19 protein-coding genes are annotated in these 20,551 nt (G+C 48.6%); 11 read left to right on the top strand and 8 right to left on the bottom strand.

Going from position 1 to position 20,551, the window contains the following annotated elements:
* Positions 1–140: 140 nt before the first annotated feature.
* Complete coding sequence (locus tag P2G53_RS07855) at positions 141–941, bottom strand: SGNH/GDSL hydrolase family protein (RefSeq protein ID WP_275815935.1); 801 nt, start codon at positions 939–941, stop codon at positions 141–143.
* A 234-nt stretch (positions 942–1,175) separates the two neighbouring features.
* Complete coding sequence (locus P2G53_RS07850) at positions 1,176–2,384, bottom strand: porin (RefSeq protein WP_275815934.1); 1,209 nt, start codon at positions 2,382–2,384, stop codon at positions 1,176–1,178.
* Between the two features lie 1,021 nt (positions 2,385–3,405).
* Here P2G53_RS07850 and P2G53_RS07845 point away from each other — a divergent pair.
* Positions 3,406–3,900: a hypothetical protein gene (locus P2G53_RS07845; RefSeq protein ID WP_275815932.1), complete on the top strand. Its 495-nt coding sequence runs from the start codon at positions 3,406–3,408 to the stop codon at positions 3,898–3,900.
* Between the two features lie 60 nt (positions 3,901–3,960).
* On the opposite strand, the gene P2G53_RS07840 is transcribed toward P2G53_RS07845, so the two are convergent.
* The 3 genes from P2G53_RS07840 to pqqA form a co-directional block, all read right to left on the bottom strand.
* On the bottom strand, positions 3,961–5,190 hold the full coding sequence (locus P2G53_RS07840) for a HupE/UreJ family protein (RefSeq protein WP_275815930.1): 1,230 nt from the start codon (positions 5,188–5,190) through the stop codon (positions 3,961–3,963).
* A 61-nt stretch (positions 5,191–5,251) separates the two neighbouring features.
* Positions 5,252–5,836: a VOC family protein gene (locus P2G53_RS07835; RefSeq protein ID WP_275815928.1), complete on the bottom strand. Its 585-nt coding sequence runs from the start codon at positions 5,834–5,836 to the stop codon at positions 5,252–5,254.
* 242 nt (positions 5,837–6,078) lie between these two features.
* Complete coding sequence (gene pqqA / locus P2G53_RS07830) at positions 6,079–6,153, bottom strand: pyrroloquinoline quinone precursor peptide PqqA (RefSeq protein WP_275816586.1); 75 nt, start codon at positions 6,151–6,153, stop codon at positions 6,079–6,081.
* Positions 6,154–6,509: 356 nt separating this feature from the next.
* Between pqqA and P2G53_RS07825 the strand changes: the two genes are divergently transcribed.
* From P2G53_RS07825 to P2G53_RS07800, 6 genes are all read left to right on the top strand, one after another.
* Complete coding sequence (locus tag P2G53_RS07825; protein ID WP_275815926.1) at positions 6,510–8,207, top strand: PQQ-binding-like beta-propeller repeat protein; 1,698 nt, start codon at positions 6,510–6,512, stop codon at positions 8,205–8,207.
* 75 nt (positions 8,208–8,282) lie between these two features.
* Positions 8,283–8,717, top strand: coding sequence for a cytochrome c (locus P2G53_RS07820; protein WP_275815924.1), 435 nt, complete (start codon positions 8,283–8,285; stop codon positions 8,715–8,717).
* Between the two features lie 8 nt (positions 8,718–8,725).
* The gene (locus P2G53_RS07815; RefSeq protein WP_275815921.1) at positions 8,726–9,493 is read left to right on the top strand and encodes a transporter substrate-binding domain-containing protein; all 768 of its coding nucleotides are present in this window, start codon (positions 8,726–8,728) and stop codon (positions 9,491–9,493) included.
* A gap of 315 nt (positions 9,494–9,808) precedes the next feature.
* Positions 9,809–11,842: a sigma-54-dependent Fis family transcriptional regulator gene (locus P2G53_RS07810; protein WP_275815919.1), complete on the top strand. Its 2,034-nt coding sequence runs from the start codon at positions 9,809–9,811 to the stop codon at positions 11,840–11,842.
* Positions 11,843–12,114: 272 nt separating this feature from the next.
* The gene (locus P2G53_RS07805) at positions 12,115–13,833 is read left to right on the top strand and encodes a PQQ-dependent dehydrogenase, methanol/ethanol family (protein WP_275815917.1); all 1,719 of its coding nucleotides are present in this window, start codon (positions 12,115–12,117) and stop codon (positions 13,831–13,833) included.
* Positions 13,834–13,903: 70 nt separating this feature from the next.
* Positions 13,904–14,323 carry a cytochrome c gene (locus P2G53_RS07800; RefSeq protein ID WP_275815915.1) on the top strand — a complete coding sequence of 140 codons (420 nt, stop codon included), beginning with the start codon at positions 13,904–13,906 and terminating at the stop codon, positions 14,321–14,323.
* 28 nt (positions 14,324–14,351) lie between these two features.
* Here the strand turns inward: P2G53_RS07800 and P2G53_RS07795 are convergent, their stop codons facing one another.
* Positions 14,352–14,936 carry a GNAT family N-acetyltransferase gene (locus P2G53_RS07795; protein ID WP_275815913.1) on the bottom strand — a complete coding sequence of 195 codons (585 nt, stop codon included), beginning with the start codon at positions 14,934–14,936 and terminating at the stop codon, positions 14,352–14,354.
* Positions 14,937–15,007: 71 nt separating this feature from the next.
* Complete coding sequence (locus P2G53_RS07790; RefSeq protein ID WP_275815911.1) at positions 15,008–15,304, bottom strand: late competence development ComFB family protein; 297 nt, start codon at positions 15,302–15,304, stop codon at positions 15,008–15,010.
* Positions 15,305–15,763: 459 nt separating this feature from the next.
* Here P2G53_RS07790 and P2G53_RS07785 point away from each other — a divergent pair, with 459 nt between their 5' ends.
* The 4 genes from P2G53_RS07785 to P2G53_RS07770 all read left to right on the top strand — a co-directional run bounded on the left by P2G53_RS07785 (position 15,764) and on the right by P2G53_RS07770 (position 20,450).
* Positions 15,764–16,069, top strand: a complete 306-nt coding sequence (locus P2G53_RS07785) for a hypothetical protein (RefSeq protein ID WP_275815909.1) — start codon at positions 15,764–15,766, stop codon at positions 16,067–16,069.
* A gap of 252 nt (positions 16,070–16,321) precedes the next feature.
* A complete protein-coding gene (locus P2G53_RS07780) occupies positions 16,322–17,950 on the top strand; it encodes an NAD(P)/FAD-dependent oxidoreductase (RefSeq protein WP_275815907.1) in 1,629 nt (542 codons plus the stop codon).
* Positions 17,951–18,004: 54 nt separating this feature from the next.
* Complete coding sequence (locus tag P2G53_RS07775) at positions 18,005–19,045, top strand: alpha/beta fold hydrolase (RefSeq protein WP_275815905.1); 1,041 nt, start codon at positions 18,005–18,007, stop codon at positions 19,043–19,045.
* Positions 19,046–19,553: 508 nt separating this feature from the next.
* A complete protein-coding gene (locus tag P2G53_RS07770) occupies positions 19,554–20,450 on the top strand; it encodes an AraC family transcriptional regulator (RefSeq protein WP_275815903.1) in 897 nt (298 codons plus the stop codon).
* A gap of 8 nt (positions 20,451–20,458) precedes the next feature.
* Here the strand turns inward: P2G53_RS07770 and P2G53_RS07765 are convergent.
* Positions 20,459–20,551 (bottom strand): IS3 family transposase (locus tag P2G53_RS07765; protein WP_275815263.1); only part of this gene is annotated, 93 nt, incomplete at its 5' end.

Here is a 20,551-nt window from a genome sequence, read left to right as displayed (position 1 = left end):
GGAGAGTTCTTAGCACGCCTTAGGGCGTGCCTTTTTCTTTAGAATTATATTTTGACTTTTTGTATTTAGAATAAAGATAGTCAATTTTAGATAATGGTTAGAAACGAAAAAATAGATAATGCTTATGACATTCGCACTATTCACCGCCTTACCTTGTTGAATGCTCTATAAATTCTATCGGCATACATAGCGTGAGCGCGATCATTGGGATGCCAGCGCACCCCCCAAGTATCGCCGAAACCGAAGTAGTTTGGTTCTAGAGTCAAATCTGCGACAGACACAAATGGACTGCCATGCCTTTCGCAAACGTCTCGCATAATGCCTTGCACCTGTCCTTTAAACCCTGAGTATTCTAATTTTGCTCGGGTCATGCGTTCCTCTTCGTTTCCATAATTCCCTATCAATCCGGCCCATGGGCCCACGCATATAACTATTGGTTTTGTTTGCAATTCTGTTACGGTACGAACTAAACCGTGGTAAGCGTCTCGTATGTTTTGCAATCCCGTTTCAGGTTTTTCATGTTCGCCAAGTTGTATTACCACTAAATTTGGTCTCACTACCAATACTTGATCAATGGTTTTGAATCTTCTGATCACGGAACCCGACCCGCCAGTGTGGTTGTAAAGGTCAACTGGTGTTGGAGATAGCTCGTTACGCAGCTTGCTCGCTAAAATGTGAACGTAGTCCTTGTTTTCCTCACTTGCTGCCATCCCAGACACATGGTGCCAGCCTATATTTTCCTTTACACCATGTCTTGTAATGCTGTTCCCGATAAACAGGACTCTAAATGCATCTGGGTTTACTGTTGATAAAGGAGTAAGTGATTCTTCGGCCTGTGATAGCTCAACCCTAGCCTCAGGAGAGGCCGATGCGGTGGAGGCCAATTGAATTAATAAAAAGAGACACAACGAGTGCTTAAACGAAGAAGTGAAAATGGACATCCGCTCAATTATCCTCAAAGACGCTGAGTTATGCAGTGCCGCTGAGTATAACTTGTACCCACCAAAATATCAGTTTTAGGTAACCGGACAAAGTGTCTTTTATCCAGCAGCAGCGGAGATTCGCTCGATAAAAACTAGTTATTGAAAGATAAAAAGGTGAGGCTTTGCTCGGAAGCAGAAATAGAACAGGCCGTTGAAAGTCGAAACTTCCAACAGCCTGCGGGGGCGAATCGATTAGAACGCGAAGTTGATACCCACGTTAATCAGAGTAGTTTTTTCACCAACCGGAGCAGGTGTCGCAACGATAGAAGTGGCGTACTGAGAAACGGCACTCATGTTGTCATCGGAATCGACGTATGCCAGTGCGGTATACAGAACGGTAGATGGGCCCATGGTGTATTCGTTACTGATAACCAGAGATTTGGTTTCAGCTTCTTCAGCAGGCGCTTTGTCTTCGTTGATGTAGTAAGCAACGGTAGCGGTATTTTTGGCGCTCCACTGATAATCTACACCCAGACCCAGCGCATCCAGGTCAAGCACTTCGTTGCCAAGAGAGTCGTTGTTTTCGGTGTTCATAAAGTTGGCTTTCAGAGTTACATCACCAATTTTATAACCGGCACCAACGGCCCAGCTTTCAACTACATCTTCAGAGGTCTGCTGATCTTTCATGTTCTGGTAAGAACCGGACAGCGTCAGAGCACCAGTGGTGTAAGCTGCACCCAAGGCGATAACATCACCGTCTTTCTGAGAGCCTTCCTGACCACCGAAGGAGTACAGGATACCAAAGTCCAGGCCGCCAACAGTGTTACGGTACTGAACAGCGTTCTTGAAGAAGATACCTACGTCGTTGTTCGCGTTACGACCCGCTTCACTGGCAGAACTATTGAAGGTGGTAAACAACTGGCTGTAAGCCCATGCGTACAGGTTAGAGAACTGCTCTTTGAAGATACGTGGCTCAGTACCCAGGTGTGCCAGCAGTGCAGGACCGTACTGACGACCCATGATAACTGTACCCCAGTCACCGCTCAGACCCAGGTTAGCCTGACGACGGAACAGAAGGCGACCGCTGCTGTCATCAGCGTCGGTTGTTGCATCACCTGTACCGTGGAACATACCGGTGTCCAGGTCAAAGTGAGCTTCCAGGTTAAAGAAAGCGTTCCAGCCGTTATCCAGTGGACGCAAACCTTTAAAACCGATTACGGTCTGACGCAGACCACTGGTTTCCATGCCCAGTTTTTCATCACCATCGGTGGAAACTTTGTCCTGATAAAGGATACCCACGTCCAGAATACCGAACATGGACAATTGGGTGCCGCCGGCTTCACCGATCAGAATGTCTGCAGAAGCAGTGGTTGCTGCTGTAGACAGCATAACCATGGCAGAAAGAGTTTTGAGCGAGCTGACCATACCCTTCTTGGCGCTGGTTACTTTCTTATTATTCATCTGTGTACTCCCCCTAAGGAAACATAGGTATATTTGTCGATACCAAAACTAATCTTTCGGATTTTCTTAATCGGAAACATTAATTAAGTTCGAGTGAATTGCTAAAAGTCTTAATGCTTCTGCAATTCATCTTTATATTTGCAGAATTGATGCCAACTTTATTTCAAAGGTTTTTTCTGATTTGGGGGTGTTGATTTCGTTGATGAGCAATGAAATTCACGGTTTTTCAGCTAGATAAGCTCTTTTTTTGCGGAACGGTAAACCTGTTGGTTTTCCTGCCTCAGTGTTTTAGTACAGAGTGTTTCAAAAAAATGGAACACTCTGTTTCATATTTTTTGTGTAGTTATTTTATAACTCGGGACCTAGGAAAAAATGAGGCCTTCCATAAAATAATTTTCGGGCAGGTGTGGTTGTTCAATTTGTGCTTACTGTATTAACGAGGTGTAGCACAGATGCAACGCTGTGTTGCAGATTGGCCTATAGTGTGCGGAAGCTAAAATTAAAAACTCATATAAATCAATTATTTAAATTTTGGCATTCAAATTGCTCTTAGTTAAGTGATGACCTTGGTCAGGTTGTCGCCTCACTAAGTTCATGGAGTGTTGTGAGTCTTGTCGGCCAATAAACTGAAAACAGTGACATTCTTCGCACGTGTTTCGAAATGCAAATGGGTCTGCTCTGTAATGCGAGATACAGGTAGGTTTGGATGCAGTCAGTTTTGGCTGAAGTCGCCCGAAATAACATGATTTAAGTTCATCGCCCCTTCAAATCAAATCATGTTATTTCGGGTATTTTTTTAAAAACTCTAAAGGTTTTTATTATGAAGCGTCGTACAGTCACAGGTGTTCTGCTGTCGACTTCTCTCCTATGTGCTGCAGCTGCATATTTTTCTTTTCCGATGCCTGAGGATGAAAACAAACCCTCGTTTTCTTTTGTCAGGGAATCCCATAATACTGTACTGGTTTATGATGAGTTAAAGTCCGCTCCGGTCGGTCTTTTTCAGCTGCCTGTTCCAGGAAGAGTGGGTGAAATTAAGCTGCATGGCGACCGACTCTATTATGCAGATGTCGAAAAGAAATCGATCTTTGTGATGGATATAGCCTCTGGTACGGTTAAAGAGCGCTTTAAGCTTGAGTCACGTCCGGATCGGTTCTGGCTGTCTAATCGGCATAATCTTCTGTATGTACTGAGTTATGCCAGTTCATTGATCTCGGTTTACAGCCTTGAGCAGAACGCGCTGTTAAGTCAGATACCGGTTGGAGATTTCAGGGGCGAGATTTTGTTTGATGAAAAGGATGATCGTTTGTATCTGGCATTAGCGGATCAATCCGTGCAAGTGATTGATACTTCTCTGTTTCGTTCAGAGGGTGTCGTAAACATGAATCGGGATTCGGACATTTTGCATGTTGATGCGGTGGATAAACAGGTATGGCTGCGTCAGCACAATAATCAGATCATTACAGTGGTTGATCTGAAAACAGGTCGGGTCATTAAGCATTACGGCATTGACCAGTGATCTAAGCGGTGAGCGCCAGATAGATGGAAAAAAGGCATGCAGAGCATGCCTTTTTTGTTGTCAGATCACCGCATCAAGCAGTGGCAGCATACGCGTTAGCACCCAGTACTGTGAGACGGCCAACGCGAAGAGTGATACATAAAACGCCAGTGAGCGTTTAGGCGAGAGATAGTGATTTACACACCATGCAAAGCCAAATGCCAGCAAATAGATAATTAATTGGCCAGCCTCAATACCCAGTGTAAACGTGCTCAGTGTCAGCCAGTCTCTACCCTGGCCTGATGCTTCTGCGAGTTCCCGGAACACAAAGGAAAATCCAAAGCCATGAATAAAACCAATGCACAGCATCGGTGTGCTGGTGAGATGGTGCCCTTTATTCATGATCAGCGCGACGGCCGTGACGGCAATCGATAATGCGATCAGCAGTTCTATCGCGGGTATGAAAAAGCCTGCACTGATCAGTAGATTGTCACCCACCAACAGACTGAATGAATGCCCGATGGTGAACGCTGTGGCCAGTGTAATCAGTCGCATGATGCTGTTTGAGGTAAAGAAAATCAGCAGAATAAACAGTACGTGATCTAGGCCGATGAAAATGTGTTCCATGCCTTGCCAGAAACCACTGATCCCGCGTTCCCATGCAGAGGGCAGGCGTTGGGACGACAGCTCAAGAATGCCCACCGTGGTATTCGATAGATGCTGACCATTACGGTAAATATTGACCACATTCGCCAGCCGGTTGATGGCATTAAACTGGTCACCCAGTTTACTGAAAATGGTCATGTTATCCGCTATAACCGAGGCGTTTTGCAGTCTGAATTTAATATCCAGTCCGGTATCGAAAAACTTGATTGCTTCGGGTTCAAGCAGCATGAACCCGTCAAAATTCGATTCCGCTGAAGCGATATCCACAAAGGAACGGCGGTTATCGGAATTAAAAAGGTGGATGGCCTCAACCTGGGCTGACCTTAGTGATTGATTGATTTCAAAACGGTAGCCCTGAGAAATTTTTTCAATCAACAGTTCAGGTTTTTCAGTCAGTGCAGCCCGGTCGAGCAGATAGTCGATCCCATCTTCCATCTCGGCCTGTTTGGTATAAGGCACCTGATTTTTAGCATCAATTCCTTTCCAGGAGGCATCCAGCAGTACAAGCGGCAGTGGCATGCGCATCAAAACAAGTATGTCGGACTTATCCTGATAGATATGCAGGATTCTGGGTTCGAAATGGGTAAAGTGTGCAGCGACGTGCTGACTGAGCAGTAACAAACAAGCAATAAATAAACGTTTCATGTTCACCCCCGAAAACGGGAACACCGCTGGGTGTTCCCGATTTGGTCAAGCCGATCTGGTATTAGTAGCGGGGATCCCACATACGACGACCGGTTTCTTTTTCATAACCCTGACCAAAGGGGTAGCTCACGATTTCAAGCTGCATGCCCCAAGGTGCCATGAAATATACCCAGGTTAGGCCTTTCATGCCGGTATCGGTAAAGGTGTGAGGTTTACCCAGAACCTTGATGCCTTTCTCTTCAAGAAATGCGACAGCTGCATCCATATCATCGACATAGAACGCCAGGTGATGACCACCGATGTCGCTGTTACGCGGTGGCGTCATTTTCTGGTCAGGGGCAGTGTATTCGAAGATTTCCAGCGCAGGGCCGTTGCCACAGCGCATCAGGTGAGCTGTTTTGATGACGGCTTTTTTATCTACGTTCAGGTTTTCAGTCATCCAGTCATCATCAAAAGGACCAAAAGGACCGATTGAATAGAATGACTCGCAACCAATCACATCTTTAAAGAAAGCAGTCGCTTCTTTAACGTTTGGCACGGTGATCCCCAGATGCTGAGTCCCTCGCATGCCAGGCATACCCGCCAGCACCTGAGTACTGAACACCGCCATCAAAGCCAGTGCAGAAAGGGTTTTTATTTTTTTCATCCTTAATTGCTCCATTTGAGTAAAAAACAGTAGGAGCAATTCAAAATGCATGCCAGCTAATTTTGTATTTAAAATCAATGATATAAGTTTGTCGGGTTGAGCTAGACTGAGGTGAGTGTCGTGTGTTTTGTGCAGTTTGGCACAAACTGTTTCAGAAATTGTTGCAGAGTGTGGCGGTGCAGATGTGGTGGCTGATGAGAGGAAGCAACTCCAGGCTGGGACTGGAGTTGCAGCGAAGCAGATTAACGGTTCGAAAAGTACATAGTAACTTCGAATCCGATTCTTAAATCTTTAAATTCTGGTTTTTGCCATTTCATTTTTATTCTCCATTGCATTTTATTGAATGATGCAAATTGGCATCACTGAAATATAAAGCAAAAGACATACCGATTTTGATATGCAGGCGGTTGGTTGTTTGATTTATTGGGATTTTTATCCTGAACAGACTGTCTCAGGACGAAACAGAGTGTGTCACCGGGAAATATTAAATGGATTTTTTAGAACGGTAGCCAGTCTATAAAGAATAATAGTGTTATTAAAAAATACTTACATAACATAGGCTTATGTTTTGTTGTTGTGTTTTTGAATGATTTTGGCCTGCTTGTTGCTCACTCTTGATTGGTTACAGCCGCAGACGCGACTCTAACGGAAGATGTCCGGGTCTGCTTTCAAAATGTTAGATGGAGAAGATGAAGTGATTACAATAAGAAAACTCATGCTGTCGGCCAGTATCGCATCTGCTGTTGCAGTGTCTGGTCTGGTGTCTACAACCGTTGCAGCGGATTCTTCCAAGGTTAGCCCGAATGACTGGCCGCAGTACCATCGTACCTCTGATGCATGGCGTTACAGTCCTCTTGATCAAATCAATGCGGGTAACATCAATAAGCTGAAAGTGGCCTGGATTCATCAGCCAGGTGATATTCAGATGGGTCTGCAGGCGACTCCGATTGTTATCGACGGTGTTGCTTACTATATCGGTCCAAACAACAACGTGTTTGCACTTAATGCTGCAACCGGCGAGCAGATTTGGCACTACCAGCCAGAGCTGGATGAAATTGTTAATGAAGTATTCTACGTAGCAGCCAGCCGCGGTGTAACCGTTGGTCACGGTAACGTATACGTCGGCTCTCTGGACGGTCGCTTCATCGCACTGGATCAGAAAACCGGTAAAGAGAAGTGGTCTACTCAGATCACCGATCTGGAAAGCTGCTACGGCTGCCTGTTCTCATCTCCGCCACAGCTGGCAGGTGACGTGCTGTTTGGTGGTACTACCGGTGGTGACCAGCCAACTCAGGGTAAGATTTTCGCCGTCAATGCCAAGACGGGTGAGCCTATGTGGACCTTCGACATCCTGCAGAAAGATGATCCGAAGAGCTGGCCTGGTGATTCCGGTGAAGTGGGTGGTAGTGGCGCGTGGCTGCCAGGCACCTACGATGAAAAAACCGACACTATCTACATTGGTACTGCAAACGCGGCTCCAGACTTCTACGGTGCTGAGCGTGTAGGTGACAACAAGTGGAGTGCGAGTCTGCTGGCGATCGATCCTAAAACCGGCAAGCTGAAATGGGGCCGTCAGGAAATCCCGCACGATGTTTGGGATTATGACGCCTCTTATGAAGCAGTAGCTCTGAAACACAACGGCAAAGATGTTCTGGTTCACCTGAACAAGAGCGGTTTCGTATTCGTTGTAGATAAAAAAGATGGCGCCATCGAGAACGTATGGCCGCTGGCTCAGAACATCAACTTTGTTGATGGCATCAACCCTAAAACTGGTGAGCTGGGCAAACGTCTGCCAATGCCAGTTGGTGAAGAAACCACTATCTGTCCTTACCTGTTGGGTGCGCGTAGCTGGAACCACGGTGCATACAACCCTAACACGGGTCTGTGGTACACCAACGCTATGGAAGTATGTAACGTTGTTGTCCCTGCAGCGCAGGAGCACGAAAGCGTAGGTCTGGCGGGTCTGTATCTGGGTGTTAGCAAGCTGGTTGCTGTACCGCCTCCAGGTGGTAAAGCGTCTGCGCGACTGGATGCCCGTGATCCAATCACCGGTAAACTGAAGTGGTCTATTGATTACCCACTGCCAGGTCTGAGCAGTGTTCTGACCACCGGCGGTAACCTGGTATTTAACGGTTCACCAAAGGGTATCATTCACGCGTATAACGCTGAAAACGGTAAGGAAGTGTGGAACTTCAACGCAGGTTCAGGTCTGCGTGGTGGTATCGTGAGCTACTCCGTAAACGGTAAGCAGTACATTCTGGCTTCAACCGGTATGGGTTCTCATGCACCAGGCTTCATGGCGAGTGCCTTCCCTGAAATGGGTGGTCTGCCAGGCGGTGCTGCACTGATCGCCTTTACTCTGGGTGAATAATCCAGCGTAAAAAACATAAAAATAGAGGGGCGGTATGACCGCCCCTCACCTCCGTAAAAGTCTTGGGAATGTAGTATGTCTTTCGAAATTAAATCTGTTGTATGTCGTAGTTTGTTGGTTGCGAGTGTTCTGGCCAGTGGCGTTGCCTGTGCTGTTGCGCCCCCAGCGGATGACGGTAAAGCTAAAAAACCAAAAAAACCGGTTGAAACCCCTGAATACGTCGCTGAAATGAAAGAGAAAGTGTTCAGTGATCGGGAAGAATCCATTGCCAACGGTGAAGCACGTTTTAACCAAACCTGCGTTTACTGCCATGGCGATAAAGGCTCTGGTGGTAAAGCCAAGCAGCTGCAGAATCGCGAATTCACAGCAGAATACCTTTACAACACTATCTCTAACGGTAAACGCCGTGGCGCGCTAGTGATGCCACCCTGGAAGCGCAGTTTTACTTCGGAACAGCGCTGGGAACTGGTGACCTACATTTTATCGCTGGGGACTGAAGTCCAGGAGTGAGGTGAGTTATGCGCTGCAGAGTAGGGCGAAATGCTATCGCAGCTTTAATGTTTCTGGTGTCCACCGGCTTGATGGCGGATACGCTGCAAGAAATTAAAAGCTCCGGCGAATTGGAAGTCTGTGTTAATCCGTTCCAGCCTCCGTTTTCAGTGCGTATGCCAGAAGTGGGCGGCATGCAGATTGATCTGGCGCGTGAGCTGGCAAGCACCCTGGGTGTATCACTGAAAATTTCCTGGATTGTGCAGAAACGTGATGCACGTAAAACCGGCTGCGACCTCTATACCGGGGTCGCACGTCTCGGTGACGGGGAATCCAAATATCTGCGGATTACCCAACCCTACCTGAATCTTGAATTTAAACTCGTGATGTCTGCTGACAGCGATCCGGTCAATGGACTGGCTGATCTGCAACAACGGCATAGTGTGATTGGCGTCAACGCAGGAAGTGTTGCATCGCATGCGTTACACCATGCTGATATTCCAATTGCAGTGCGCTTTAACGATGAACAATCGCGTCTGCAGGCGGTTGTGGATGGCAAAATTAATGGCGCTGTCGTCACTAATGTGACACTGGGGTATTTCCAGCAGCAGGGCCATCAGTTCAAGGTCTACGATGCTGAAGCGCTGCTCAATGAGAAGCTGAATTACGCCTATGCCATGGGCCTGAGAAAAGCGGATGATGCGACTGAAGCCCGGTTTAATGAAATGCTGAAAACCCTGAAACAGAACGGGAGACTGAATACTGTTTTAAAACCTTACGGTGTTAGCGCACTGTAATTGATCGACATGTCCCACCTTCGCTTCTGCGCTCCCAAGCAGAATTTTGAGCGTGTGCAAACGCGCTCCTTTTTTTCTCCTATATTGGAGAGAAGCAAATGGAAGGGGCAGGTAAGTTTGACCAAAAACAGAAGTGTAGAATGCTGGCGAGGGGCTGGTGCTGACCGAAAACAGGTAAAAACCCATATTCTTTGGGGTTTGCTTGCACTACGGGGCTGCTACACTTTACGATGTACTTTTAGTACCACTATAAATATAAAAAAATCCTGAGCATCCGCAGATTACAGATGGATCGCCAGGTGAGGGTGAAGTGTGATGTCATATAATAAGGATAAGCTTTTGGCTGGACCTGCCAAAGCTGGTTCCGACACAACCCGCAAGGATGGCGGCGAGAGCGAAGTTAATCAGTACATTCAAAATTCCTGGACCCGATGCCGCGACCGTTACAAAATCGATCCGGAATCCAAAGTCGAAGTCCTAAATCTGACCGAATCCGAGGTTCGCCAAAAACGTGAACCGCTGGAAAAACTACTGGCCGATTCAGCCGGGGTTTTCGACAAAATTCGGGCCGTTTCCAAAAACAGTGGCTATACAGTACTGCTGACCAATGCTGAAGGTTTAGTGGTTAAATCGTTCTGTGACTCGGGTGTAGGTCACGAGCTGGAGTCCAGAGGCCTGCGTCAGGGCAGTCTGTGGACCGAGTCGCTGGTGGGTACCAATGGTCTTGGCACCTGTCTGACTGAAGCCTTGCCTGTCACTGTGTATGCTGAAGAACATTACGGATCAACCCTGCATAACTTCAGCTGTTCCGCCGCACCACTGATTGCACCCGATGGTAATCCCTTTGGTGCGCTGGATGTCTCTACCTTCGCCACCGGTAATCGCATGGGGCAGGCGCTGGCACTGAATCTGGTCTGCGAAACGGCGGATGAGATTGAAACTTTGATTTTCCGCGAAGCCTATGAAAACCAGCGTGTCATCAGTATGTCCACTTCACTGATGATGGCGCCGACCACAGCACTCATTGCAGTGAATGACAACGACACCATTATTGCTGCAACAACTCCGATGTTGCTTGCCCTGGGCTGCCGTGATCGTTATGAACTGGTTGGCCGTAAGTTCTGCGAAACCTTTGATCTGACCTTTTCACAACTGGAACAGAATGTGATTGTTGAACATTATGTCCGTTATGGTCAGCAACGTCGTAAATTCTTTGCCACCCTGATTCCACCGGTGAATGAATCCACTCTGATTACCAAGGCGTACATGCGTAATCAGGATCTGGTCAAAAAACAGGGTAAAAATTCAGCCCCTCAGCAGGATATTAATCCGCTGGAAGAAGTGGCTGGCCAGGATTCTGGGCTGCAGAAACAAGCAGCGCGCTGCCTACGTATTGTGAATAAAGGCATCAGTATTCTGCTGCAGGGTGAAACCGGTACCGGTAAAGAGGTATGGGCCCGGGCTCTGCACAACAGCAGTGAACGTCGTGATAAGCCATTTGTCACCCTTAACTGTGCTGCAATTCCGGAATCTCTGATTGAGAGTGAACTGTTTGGCTACAGTGCCGGTACATTCACTGGCGCACTGAAGTCCGGCAAGGTGGGTAAAATTCAGGCCAGTAATGGCGGTACCCTGTTCCTGGATGAGATCGGTGATATGCCGCTGGAGCTGCAGGCTCGCCTGCTGCGTGTGCTGGCCGAAAAAGAGATCATTCCGCTGGGTGATGTAAATCCGATCAAGGTCGATCTGAATGTGATCTGTGCTACCCACCGTGACCTGAAAGAGTATGTTGCCGGTGGCGATTTCAGGGAAGACCTTTACTACCGTATCAGTGGTTTCAGAATTGGACTGCCAAGTTTGCGCGAGCGCGAGGACCGACCCCATATTATCAACCGTGTGCTGTCTGAGCTTTGCCGTGAAGAGGGTGAAGCCTCTACGGTCTTTATTGCCGAAGATGCCCTGGCGCAACTGTCTCACTATGCGTGGCCGGGTAACATCCGTCAGCTGAAAAACGTATTGCAGTTTGCACTCTGTATGCGTGAAGAGGATATGATCCGACTGGAAGATCTGCCTGAAGAAGTATTTCAGGAAGAGAGACTGGCACCGGTTGAAACTTCGAAAGAAGAGGTGCCAAGTAGTTACCCGCCATCCCGCATGGTATCTATCAGTCATCATGAGTCTGCAGCAGCACCGCTGTCAGAAAAAGAGGAGCTGGAACAGATCCTGGAACAGCATCGCTGGGTTGTGACCCGTGCCGCAAAGGCACTGGGTGTGAGTCGTTCCACTTTGCACCGTAAAATCAAAAAATACGGCCTGCTGATTGAGTCTGAAGAGTACGAATTAGACTGATTCTGCGTTCCTCTCTACTTTAAAAGCCATGCTCTGCATGGCTTTTCTGTTTTTGTCTCGCGGCATACTGTCGCAGTTGCCACAGTCTGTTCTAAAAATTCCGACTTAATCTGTCGGGTTTAATAATAAAGATATATAAATCAATGATATGTGATTTTGGCATGTCCTTTGCGCCTCTTATGCCTGCACCAAAAACCAAAATGATTAAATAACCCGCAGAGTGGGATATTTGTCGATATTTTTGTTCATAAAAACATATAAGAGGCATAAATATGACAGTTAGATTTGGCGTAGGACGGGCCGTCAGCATCGGAGTGATGGCGCTGACTGTTTCGATGAACAGTCACGCATTGGGTGTGAGCGTACTGGAAGGTACGCACCTGAATAACTTTGTCACCGATGACATGTTGCTGAATGCTGACAAAGACCCCAACAACTGGCTGCATTATGGCCGGGATTATGAAGGTACCCGCTATTCACCGCTAACCCAGATTAATCAGGAAAATGTCAGTGACATGGTGCCTAAATGGAACCTGTCTTTTGGCGTGATTGGCGCTCAGGACAGCCAGGTCATGGCTGTCAATGGTCGTCTGTATGTCACCTCCAGCCATAACATCGCGTTTGCGCTGGATGGCACCACTGGTGATGTTCTGTGGAAGTATCAGCGTGCATTGCCAGGTGATCTGGGTCCTAAACTCTGCTGTGGTTCTGTAAACCGCGGTGTTGCTGTGTACAAAGACAAGGTCTACATGGCAACTCTGGACACCCATATGGTGGCGCTGGATAACAACACCGGCGAAGTCGTCTGGGAGAAAAAACTGGGTGATTACAAAACTGGTGAAATCCTGACTTCAATGCCGATGGTAATTAACGGCATGATCGTGATCGGTAACTCCGGCGGTGACCTGGGTGCAAACCCTGGTACTGTGTATGCGCTGGATGCCGATACCGGCGAGCTGATCTGGAAAACCCATACAGTACCAGTGACCGGCAAAGAAAAAATTGCCAAAACCTGGGCGGGTGATTCCTGGAAAACAGCCGGTGGTACACCTTGGTTGCCGCCTTCTTATGATAAAGAGACCGGCTACATCCTGTACGGTGTAGGTAACCCGGTACCGGATTTTGACGGCAGTGTCCGTGAAGGGGATAACCTCTACACCGGCTCTACTGTTGCGATCGATCCAAAAGACGGCACCATCGTTAAACACTTCCAGTACACCCCACACGATGTCTGGGATTATGACGGTACCAACGAAGCGATCCTGATCAAGGATAAAGAAGGCCGTAAAACCTATCTGCACGCTGACCGTAATGGTCACCTGTACTCCATTGACCGCAATACCTACAAGTGTAACTGGGTTGTGCCAATGCAGCGGGTTAACTGGGTTGAGAGCTTTGACAGCAACTGCCGTCCAAAAGTGAACCCGGATAAAGTGCCAACAGAAGGCAAAGTAACTACTGATATCGCGCCTACCCTGGGTGGCGGTAAAGAGTGGCATCCGGCCGCTTACAGTAAGCGTACCGGCATGATCTACGTGCCTGTTATCGACATGTCGATGGATCTGGAAGCCAAGAAGCAGGAGTTTAAACCGGGTCAGTGGTTCCTGGGCACCAACACCCTGCGTCTGCATCCGGGTGCGGGTTACCTGAAAGCCTTTAACGGCACCACCGGTGAACTGGAATGGATGCGTTCTCAGAACGTTCCTGCAACAGGCGGTGTGCTGGCAACGGCGGGTGGTCTGGTCTTCAACGGTGATGCTGAAGGTTTCTTCCGCGCTGTTAAGGACGATACCGGCGAAACCCTGTACGAATACAACGTGGGTACCGGTATTCACTCTAACCCAACCACCTACATGGTTGGCGACACTCAGTATGTTGCTGTGCTGGTAGGTCCTGGCGGTGGCAGCCTGTGGCCACTGGTGTATGGCGAATTCTTCAAACACAACACCAAAGGCGGTGGTCTGTTTGTGTTCGCACTGCATAAAAAATAAAGGCCGTTTAACGGTGTAACATCCGGGGCGGGTCGCAGGCCCGCTCCACTCAGAACTTTAGGATCTATCTATGCATCAGATTAAAAAAATGGCGCTGACGGTTGCTTTGTCAGCCGTCGTATCGGGAGCGTGGGCATTTGGAGTTGAAGGCCTTCAGGGTGACGGCATTTCTGAGGAAGCCCTGTCGGCACTGGCGGAAAAACATCTGGGTAATCCGGATTCCATCGCCATGGGACGACAACTGTTTGGTAACACCTGTCTGTTCTGTCATGGCCCGGAGGGCAAAGGCTCACGGGCACCGTCACTGGTGACGGGTCCATGGCGTCCCGGTGGTGGCAATACACCGGAATATATGTATTCAGTGATTATCCATGGTCGTCCTGACACCATCATGGGGTCGTTCAGAGAGAGTCATACTGACGAAGAGATCTGGCAGATTATTGCCTTCTTACGAGACACCTCTGACAAACTGGCGGCGGACGCCAAATAAATCATGAAGCCGGCGTATGCCGGCTTTTTTACAGCGTTTTCAGCCAAAATGTCATCGGTTTGGGTGACTCCGACGCTTCACCTAGCTCGCGCCAACTGAACTGGGTCGTCAGTTCCGGTTGTTTGGTATAGCCGCGTTTCTCCCAGAATCCGTCCAGCGGCACATAATCGGTGGGCCTTAGCGGATGATCTGCCGGGCGTTGCACAGCACAGAAACAGCTCTGACTGAAACCGCCAAGTGATTTGGCGTGGGCTTCACGGTGCCTGAAAAATTCAACACCGATACCCTGGCCGCGGTAGTGATCAAGCAAAACGGATTCACCGCAGTAAAACAGGCTGTCGATATCATAACCGGCGTCAAGAAAGGGTTTTTTGACAACATCGGTTTCATATTTGAGCGGAATGCCGCTGGCTGCACCCACCACGCTGTCCCCTTCCAGCGCCAGAACAATCACACTGCCCGGGGATTCAATATAGGTTTTCAGGTAACGAGCTTCGTAGGCAGGGTCGCCTTCATAGAGGTAGGGAAATGCTCTGAATACTTCGATTCTCAGCCGTGCCAGCTCATCTATATAGTCGAGTAAACGAGCACCGGTGTATCGTTCCAATCTCAAACTTGAGTCCTCTGTCAGAGCGGTTTTCTCCGCTCTGTGTCTTGAACGTTAGAGGCTGCCTGGTACCGGCTTCAGTCGTGGGGGTTATCTCTGACGATCTGGATCGCCTTGAGCACCTGATAACGGGCAAACTTCTCCAGACTTTCCAGTTCTGCTTTCAGACTGGCGGGGAAATTATGCTTGTCCAACACGTTACAGATGTATTTTGGGGGGATGTTGTTCAGGGCGATTGCCGCTATATCCTGCACGGTAATCGCTGTAGGTTTTATCTCTTCCTCACCGCTTTCGATAATCTCATGCAACTGCTTGAAGACGATCTCTTCCGACATGTTGGTCAGGTCGTCGGTGTAGTACATCTGTTTATACATGATCAGTCCTTATCGCTGATGTGGGTTTCATTAATCCTAGCCTGAAACCCACCGACAGACACCTTCAAATTCGCTTTTTTTCAGACCTATCACTAAGTGCTGTTTGAAACAGAAAAGGGCGTTTCGGGGCGCAAATATCCTGTCGATATTGTCTGTCTGAGGCGGGGTGGTGTGCTATCGCTCTGCAGTTTATTTAGTTAATCAGGCCGGTCGGATTTTCAAAAAAAACAAAGAAATATTCAATAAAAGGCAGATCGGCTTCAGTAACGTTTAATTAGTTACTGTATTCAGAATTTAATAACTCTGCGTAACTCGGTAATGCCATTGCATTGCTGTACGTAAATGGTTCATAAAAAATAAAAGGTAGTGGATATGATGAATCATTCAAAACCAAGATCTGCAAAGTCGGCCAAAAAAATACTGAATCATCATCTTTTTCTATATAACCAATATATTGAAATGCCCGCTGAGGCTGACGAGGTTTTTGCGGTAGTCGACGAGATCATGCAGGACTACGACAGTACCTCTGTGTTGGTGGTAAATGAAAAGTTTTACTTGGGCGACAGTAATATCAAGCAGTACTACTCTGGCTGCCTGGGGCGTAAGCGTTTGGGTTTAAGGCAGAAAATCAGGGTTGACTCTATGACGGTTGAAGGTGATCTGATTCATCTCAAGTGGGATGCAGCACCTCACTTTGAAGAGGCTGATGCCACCATTTATGTGCACGACAATAAAATAAAATATCAGAAAATTTCGTTCCGATAGCTGTTCCTTTCTCTTTTAGGCAAGTCCGAGTTGTTGCCCCTGATAACTCCGCTTGCCCTTTTTTTGTTCTCAACCCTTCTTGGTTTTTATTTATTCAAAACACGCATTTTTACAAAAGATCCCTGAGTTTGTTCAAGAAAATCGGGCGCGCTGAGAATAGTTTTAAAGGGTATTTGATAGGGGCAGCCTAAACGCAAGTTTAAGCAATGTCATGACCTTAGTCAGGATAATCATAAAAAACGGAGATGTGTTATGAATCCTTCTTCTGAAAATGTAACAGTATTAGACGCAATGGTAATTGGTGCAGGGGTTGCAGGTTTATACCAGTTACACCGCTTACGTGAAATGGGACTCAATGTACGTGCCTATGAAACCGGCACCGGTGTGGGTGGTACCTGGTACTGGAACCGTTACCCGGGTGCGCGTTTCGATTCTCAGGCTGAAATTTATCAGTATTGGTTCTCTGAAGAGCTGTATAAGTCCTGGAAGCCCAGCGAGCGTTTTCCTGCGCAGCCTGAAACAGAAGAGTGGTTGAACTTTGTGGCCGACCGCCTGGATCTGAAAAAAGATATTCAGTTCAGCACTCGTATCGCTTCTGCGCATTTCGATGAAGCCACTGGCCGCTGGAATGTAACCACCGATGCCGGTGAAAAAATTAACTGTCAGTTCCTTGTTGCCTGTTGCGGCATGTTGTCTGCGCCACTGGAAAATCGTTTCAAAGGCCAGCAGAACTTCAAAGGCGAAGTGTATACCACCGGTCTGTGGCCAAAAGGTGAAGTTGATCTGAAAGGCAAGCGTGTGGCGGTGATTGGTACCGGCGCCACCGGTATTCAGGTGATCCAGACCATTGCCCCAGAAGTGGGCTCCATGAAGGTATTTGTGCGTACGCCGCAGTACATCATCCCTATGCGTAACCCTAAATACAGTGAACAAGACTGGGCGGGCTGGTGTGATCGTTTCAATGAACTGAAAGCCAAAGTGCGTACTACCTTTGCCGGTTTTGATTACGATTTCCATGATAAAGCCTGGGCAGACTGCACACCGGAAGAGCGTCAGGCGCTTCTGGAAGACCGTTGGGAAAATGGCTCTCTGGCACTGTGGCTGGCATCTTTCCCTGAGATGTTTGTAGATGAAGGCGTCAGTGAAGAAATCTCTGAGTTTGTACGCGGCAAAATGCGCAGCCGTCTGGGCAATGATGAGCGTCTGTGTGACCTGCTGATTCCAGGCAAGGATGACTACGGCTTTGGTACCCACCGTGTACCGCTGGAAAACAAATATCTTGAAGTCTACCTGCAGGACAACGTGGAAGCGGTGGATTGCCAGGCTGCACCGATTGAAGAGTTTGTGGCTGAAGGCATTAAAACCGCCGATGGCAAAGTGCATGAAGTGGATGTGATCATTCTGGCGATCGGTTTTGATGCCGGTTCCGGCGCGCTGAGTCGTATCGACTTCCGTGGTCGTGGTAACCGCTCCCTGAAAGAGCAGTGGCAGAAAGAGATCACTACCGCAATGGGCATGCAGATCCACGGTTATCCAAACCTGTTCACCACGGGTGCACCGCTGGCGCCGTCTGCTGCGCTGTGCAACATGACGACCTGTCTGCAGTATCAGGTGGACTGGATCACCAACTGCATCGATCACGCCATTAAAAACGGCAAGAAAGTGGTTGAGGTGTCTCAGGAAACTGAAACTGAGTGGGTTGAACACCATGATGAGGTGGCAGCCAAGACACTGGTGGTCAAAACTGACTCCTGGTACATGGGTTCCAACGTTGAAGGTAAACCGCGTCGCCTGATCTCTTACATCGGCGGTGTGGGTAACTACCACAAGCATTGTGATGACGTTGCAGCTCAGGGTTACCCTGGCTTCGAGATGAAGTAATTCGGGCTTCAAACTGAAAGGCTTACACCCTAATCATAATAAGAGGTGAATGATATGAGTGGTTATTACTCACAGGAAAATCATGGCCCGTTTGAACTCATCGATATTGGTGATTTAAACCTGGAAGAGGGCGGTAAGATCCCTAACTGCAAGCTGGCAGTGTCCATTTTCGGACAGCTCAATGCAGCCAAGGATAATGCCATCCTGATCCCGACCTGGTACTCCGGTACCAGTAAGATCATGGAGCAGGTGTATATCGGCGAAGGCCGCGCACTGGACCCCACCAAGTACTTCATCATCATTGTTAACCAGATTGGCAATGGGTTGTCGACCTCCCCCAGCAATGCGGGGGAGGGTCTTCAGGGGCCTGCGTTCCCATTTGTGCGCATCAGTGATGATGTCAGAGCACAATACCGGCTGCTGACCGAGCACTTTGGCATTGAAAGCCTGGCGCTGGTGGTGGGTGGATCAATGGGCGCCCAGCAAACCTATGAATGGGCAGTGCGCTATCCGGAGTTCGTGAAGCGTGCGGCACCGATCGCAGGTACGGCGAAAAACAGTGAGCATGATTTTATGTTCGCTGAAACCCTGGCCGAGGCACTGCTTTCAGACCCGAACTACAAAGAAGGTCATTATGCTTCATCAGAGCAGATGATCGCCGGGCTGAAGCGCCATGCCAAACTCTGGACAGTGATGGGCTGGAGCACTGATTTCTTTGCGGCAAACCGCCACCGGGAATTGGGCTTCGACTCCATGCGTGCCTTTGTTGATGAGTTTATGACCGGGTACTTTGCTCCGATGGACCCCAACAACCTGTTGCGGATGATCTGGAAATGGCAGCGTGCTGATGTCAGTCGTCATACGGCGGGTGATCTGGCCGCTGCACTGGGACGGATCAAGGCGAAAACCTTTGTCATGCCGATCAGTCATGACATGTTTTTCCCGCCAGCTGATGCTCAGGCCGAGCAACAGTTGATTCCCGACAGTGAGTTTCGTCCACTGCAATCCATTGATGGCCATCTGGGCTTGTTTGGCACAGATCCGGCGATGTTGGAGCAGTTGGATACTTATCTGAATGCGTTGCTGCAGAGTTAATCTCTGCAGCCACCATCAGACCTCTGTCCTAGAGGCAGATACTGGACTGTCATCTGATCCCCGATTGACATGATCCAGAGGAGACATGTTGCAGCATTCGTCGCCGATGCTGGTCAATATTTTTTTGGGGGGCAAAGCGCTGCTGCGCCCCCATTTTTTTACCATTCAGGCTGACCTGAAACGCCCTGGCCTAACTCTAAGGGTGTTTGCTGATGACCTCGCATCGGACGGATGATGCGTATGAAGTTCAAACAGAACGTTTGAATTTCGAACGCTTTTGCTGCTGTCTGTTTACTATCCCTGTAATTAAAGTCGCTTTAAATCAATACATTAACGGGTCATGCCTGTTTTGGCATATGGCTTGCTGAATACGTAATGTCCACACTGTTGAGTTTGGGCGGACAATGCACGACGTTGGGTGCGTGATAAAAATAAAAAAAGACAAAGCCGAACCGATGTGGCTGCTGTGAGTTCAGTGCGTCGCTGAGGTTTGGGAGAGTTGATGCATATGCCGAATATAATCAAACCACATGAACTTCCGAAATGGGTGCCGGGCAAACTGCTCAGCACCAGCGATAATCTGGGCTGGAACGGTATTGCGCAGCGGTCCTACCGCTATCAGGGGCAAGATGTGCCGATTCCACCCATCGACCATTATATGATTGTCCGCTACAGCAAGGGCCATACCCCCATGCAGCGCTGTTTTGACGGACGCTGGAGCAAAAAGGTCTGCTCGTCCGGTGACCTGTCATTATTGACCAGCATGAATGACTCTCACTGGCACTGGACCGAAGAGATCGACGTGGATCATGTCTATCTGTCGAATGACCTGATGTCCCGGGTGGCGGGAGATGCACTGGATCGGCCGATTGAAGAGGTGTTTCTGCATGATCTGTTGCAGATGCAGGATCCGGTGCTGCTTTCCATTGTGGATGCGATCCATGCAGAAGCCCATGATTCGGGTTTAGGTGGGGCGCTTTATGCCGAGTCGCTGGGGATGCAGCTGGCGGTGCATCTGCTGCGTCACTATGCCAATGTGACCTTTAAAGATCGCGATTCTCTGGGTGGCCTGACACCGGCACAAAAACGACGTCTGGTTGAGTACATTCACGCCAATATTCAACATACGATTCGGATGGATGATCTGGCGGATGTCGTGGGCTTGGGTGTCTGGACCTTTTCACGTAAATTTGCTGACTCTTTTGACTGTTCGCCTCATGCTTATGTCACCTCACTTCGGGTGGATAAGGCGCGCCAGATGCTGCAGGAGGGGGTGCTGGCGATCAAAGAGATCGCTTTTGACTGCGGCTTCTCGGATCAGGCGCATCTGACACGGGTCTTGCGGTCTAAGTTGGGCGTCACTCCTGGCCAGTTGCGCCGTTCTGGTCCTACCCACAAAAAGTAGACACTAGGTTATGCGCATTTGCGCTCATACTCTGCCGGACTGACATAGCCCAAAGCCGAGTGCCTACGTATGCGGTTATAAAATACTTCGATGTATTCGAA

The organism is Neptuniibacter sp. CAU 1671 (assembly GCF_029222905.1).
Classification (GTDB): Bacteria; Pseudomonadota; Gammaproteobacteria; order Pseudomonadales; family Balneatricaceae; genus Neptuniibacter.
Note: the sequence above shows the minus strand (reverse complement) of the source record. Positions and strands in the feature narration are given on the sequence as shown.